Origin of the sequence: Pseudomonas sp. 30_B (assembly GCF_017491605.1) — a bacterium.
Taxonomy (GTDB): Bacteria; Pseudomonadota; Gammaproteobacteria; order Pseudomonadales; family Pseudomonadaceae; genus Pseudomonas.
In genome coordinates, this window is record NZ_JAFGYY010000292.1 from 1 (window position 1) to 464 (window position 464).

1 protein-coding gene is annotated in these 464 nt (G+C 64.2%); it reads right to left on the reverse strand.

Annotation, left to right across the window (positions count from 1 at the left end):
• Positions 1-95 precede the first annotated feature (95 nt).
• Positions 96-464 (reverse strand): OmpA family protein (locus tag J5M67_RS28340; protein WP_207888662.1); only part of this gene is annotated, 369 nt, incomplete at its 5' end.

Sequence of the window (464 nt, forward strand, 5' to 3'; positions counted from 1 at the left end):
GTCGCCAGGAACGCGGCCGCGGGTGAGGCGGGCCGCATCAATGAAAAAGCCCCGCCGGAGCGGGGCTTTTGAAGCAGATGCGATCGATTCGCGGCTTACTGCGCCGGAACGGTCGTCTTCTGCACTTCCTGCGTGCCGACCACTTCGACTTCCACGCGGCGGTCCGGTGCGAGGCAGGCGATGAGCTGCTTGCGGTTCTTCTGCTTGCAGGTGTTGCCCGTGACCGGGTTGCGCTTGCCCTTGCCTTCCGTGTAGACCTTGTTCGCCGGGACACCCTTGCTGACGAGGTACGACTTGACGGCTTGCGCGCGGCGCAGCGACAGACGGTCGTTGTACTTGTCCGAACCGATGCGGTCCGTGTAGCCCGTGGCCACGACCACTTCGACGTTCATGCCCTGGATCTTCGCGGCCAGTTCGTCAAGCTTCTGCTTGCCGGCCGGCTTCAGGACGGCCTTGTCGAAGTC